Source organism: Sphingomonas sp. STIS6.2 (assembly GCF_000732685.2).
In the GTDB taxonomy this organism is placed as follows: Bacteria; Pseudomonadota; Alphaproteobacteria; order Sphingomonadales; family Sphingomonadaceae; genus Sphingomonas; species Sphingomonas aerolata.
Genome location: NZ_JPDP02000078.1, coordinates 1 through 3,081, shown reverse-complemented (window position 1 = coordinate 3,081; position 3,081 = coordinate 1). Strand labels below are relative to the sequence as shown.

The 3,081-nt window shown below is 57.2% G+C and carries 4 protein-coding genes; 1 reads left to right on the top strand and 3 read right to left on the bottom strand.

Annotated elements, in window-relative coordinates; genetic code table 11:
* The first annotated feature begins 248 nt into the window (after positions 1 to 248).
* A complete protein-coding gene (locus sphst_RS11885; RefSeq protein WP_159043596.1) occupies positions 249 to 824 on the top strand; it encodes a hypothetical protein in 576 nt (191 codons plus the stop codon).
* Positions 825 to 924: 100 nt separating this feature from the next.
* Here sphst_RS11885 and sphst_RS20555 read toward each other — a convergent pair whose 3' ends face one another.
* The 3 genes from sphst_RS20555 to sphst_RS11880 all read right to left on the bottom strand — a co-directional run.
* Complete coding sequence (locus tag sphst_RS20555; protein ID WP_159043595.1) at positions 925 to 1,443, bottom strand: hypothetical protein; 519 nt, start codon at positions 1,441 to 1,443, stop codon at positions 925 to 927.
* Between the two features lie 141 nt (positions 1,444 to 1,584).
* Complete coding sequence (locus sphst_RS20550; RefSeq protein ID WP_159043594.1) at positions 1,585 to 1,965, bottom strand: hypothetical protein; 381 nt, start codon at positions 1,963 to 1,965, stop codon at positions 1,585 to 1,587.
* Positions 1,966 to 2,131: 166 nt separating this feature from the next.
* Positions 2,132 to 3,081: M1 family aminopeptidase (locus sphst_RS11880; protein WP_107045573.1), on the bottom strand; the 950-nt coding region annotated here is incomplete at its 5' end.

The window sequence follows — 3,081 nt, the reverse complement described above, 5'->3', positions numbered from 1 at the left end:
GTTGACGGGCGGCTAGAGCAGGAGCCGCCAGCTTGGATCAGCGCCCACGCAAGCAAGACGCCGTAGGGCGCTTCTGCAGCTTCCCAACTGGGAACGAAGATCGAAAAGACCGACGCTTTCCTGGAAGGATGCCATTCTAAGAAAGAGATTAGCCGATCGCTCCGGCAGAATTGGTCCAACCCCGTTTGGCGTTGCACTTCATATACCGGGGTGTACTGTGCGGGCAATACAGCAGAAGGATGACGAACATGAATGCTGCCGACCATGACATGGATCGACGGATTGCCCGTCTCGAACGCAAATATCGCGTCGCTATCATCACCGCAGCTATCAGTTCGGCGTGCGGCATTCTCGCCGTCGTTGGGGCTGTAGGGAGTAGCGCGGTCGCAGCGACAACCGCGCAGGCTGATCCCAAGGTCATCAATGTGCTACGTGTTCGCGAGTTGAATGTCGTCGATAATAACGGCGTTACCCGCGTGAAGATCGGGGCACCGCTAGCACATGCTGTAGTTAACGGTAAGCAGAACAAATCACGCGGCGGACAACCCGAGGACACGATGTCGGGGATGCTTCTTTTCGATGCCGAAGGCGTAGAGCGGAGCGGCTATGCAACCGTCGATCACGGCTACTCGAATGTGCTGCTGACATTGGATGATAAGAACAAGCAGCACGCAATGTTTATTGCGGAGCCAACAGGAGCCACAACGCTGCGCCTATTTAATGCCGACACAAAGGACCGGGTCGACGTTGCTATCGACAAGGATGGGCCTTCGATCTCAATGATCCGCCGGGGGAAAGAAATTTACCGTTTCCCATCGGCCTAATTGGACGGGTAGCTTCCGCCATCGGCCTTTCCCGATTTGGATCGAGTTTCAGGAACAGACTGGCAGCTTTGCGATAGCCAAGGCGGAAAGCAGTTGAACGTCAGCTTGGATCAACGGGAACCCGAAGCCGTTTCGTTGGGGGCAGTTCAAGCGATGTAAGGTTGGTTTTAAGCCAACTTCGAATTTCGAAAGTTTTGCTTAAGAAGCCGGATAGAAAGAATAGTAGCCAGAAACCTAAGGCGAACACCCAGCGCCACTCGTGATCTGGTCCAGCAGAGAGCCTGATCACTACGCCCGCCATAATTGATATCGCTGTTGCTATACAAAACCACAGCCGGCAATCGAGTCGGTAGACTACTGTAACGCCTTCGACCTCTTGGTGTAATCGCAGCGAGCAAACCCCCAGCGCATTAAACATCCAACCGCCGCCCTCCGGGCGCGGCTTACTTTCTCCGCCTTTGGCTTGCGGAGTAAATCGGATCGCGTCACCCGTCATCGCGATGGTATCGACAGTCTGCGCTAAGAGTGCGGCTCGAAGGCGTTCCATGACGTCCGGAGTTGATATCAACTGCGGGTGCCGAACTGTTAGACGGCCGGTAATGGACAGCAGGAACGGCATATCGCGACCATACTGTAGGACAGTGAATCATGTTTTTATGGTCGCCGGGGCGATCTGGTCCGCTATCGCTACGCCTTACCCACGCCGTCTGGAATGACCGACCGACAAAGATCGCTACACACCAGTGCTGCTTTTGCCGATCTACGGACGCATGTAGGAACGTGCGAATTGGTTGAATGACGGGTCAGCAACCGCTCGATCTGCACACGCTTTGGCCTTATCCCGCATTGAGATTGGATCAGCCTTAACCGACTCAAGAATTGGTCCGATCTCCGACTGCATAACGGCTGGATCTAAATAGCGGCCTCCTTCAGCGGCTCGCATCTTGACCGCGTACCAGTCTTGTAGCCCCTTCGTCGCGCGCACCTGTTTATCGGGAGCACCATCATGCTTTGCCAGACCATGAAAGTAGAATGCCAGAACCGAACAGTGAATGTCATTATTAAAGTCGATCGTGACTGCATCGGCGGACGCGCAGCCGCACAAGCCAATGACTATCGCAGCACTTATGAGATTGCGCATTACGCTCCGCGTCCTCCATGTCCCTTGGGCATAGGAAGCCGACTTAGATTTGTAGTTTCTCCATTTTATTAATGGATAGGTACGTCGCCTTCCCGAAAAGGAAGGGCGTTCGAGAAGGCCGGAGCGTTCTCAGAATCGATGGTATTTCGAGAATGACTGCGAGGCCTTAGCGGTTAAGCGAAGCTGCCGGATCATCACCGAACACCCATTCGACGAACAGCGGATGCAAGTCCCGACGGCTCGACGCCTCCATCGCCCGCTCCAGATCGATGCTGGTGACCGTGCCGCCCGCATGGTCACGGGTGTAGCGACGCAGGCCCGACCAGAACGCGGCATCGCCGAGCGTAACCCGCAACTGCGCCATGAACAGCGCGCCCTTGCTGTAGTGGATAGCGCGCCGGACGCCCAATGTCGGGTAGCTGCCGTCCCAAGCCAGCGGCTTATCGAAGCCCGTCGCCCGCACCTTTTCGAGCCGGCTCCTCGCGACATCGAGTTCGGCGTCGTAGGCGACGCGGCCGTAGCGGTGCTCCTTCCACGCGGCCGTCATGAAGGTCGTGATACCCTCGTTCAGCCAGAAATCCTTGAGCGTCTCGCACGTGATGAGATTGCCCCACCATTGATGGGTGAGTTCGTGCACGATGGCCCAATCCTCCGACGGATCATCTGGCTTCGTCGGCAACGCATCGGTGCCGAGGACGGAGTATGTCGCAGCCTCCTGCGCCTCATCGCCTTCGACCAGAAGCTGGCCGTAGTCGGCGACGGGAAGCGGCACGCCGGCCTTGGCGGAGAGAAATGCGACCATCTCCCTCGTCCCGGCCATGTGTCGTTTCAGCTCGCCCGTGTCGGCGGTCTCGCTGAGATAGGTTAGCCTTTTTGATCCGGCCCGTTCGCTGACCTGCGTGAATCGACCCAACGCAAAGCCGTAAAGATAGGCCGAGTAGGGCCGGGGCGCTTTCCAGCTATGGATCTCGCTGCCGTCCGGTCCCGGTCGCCGCCCAACCATGCTGCCGACCGACAAGCTGGTCATCCCTGCCGGAACACGCAGATCGAGCGAGAACGCCGCCTTCTCGCCGAACTTGTTCTGGGAACAGACCATCCAGTCGCACGCGAAATAGC

What these genes read in the sequence shown, in the direction of transcription:
- sphst_RS11885 (WP_159043596.1), top strand. Translation starts at nt 249, where the DNA reads ATGAATGCTGCCGACCATGACATGGATCGACGGATTGCCCGTCTCGAA.
- sphst_RS20555 (WP_159043595.1), bottom strand. Translation starts at nt 1,443, where the DNA reads ATGCCGTTCCTGCTGTCCATTACCGGCCGTCTAACAGTTCGGCACCCG.
- sphst_RS20550 (WP_159043594.1), bottom strand. Translation starts at nt 1,965, where the DNA reads ATGCGCAATCTCATAAGTGCTGCGATAGTCATTGGCTTGTGCGGCTGC.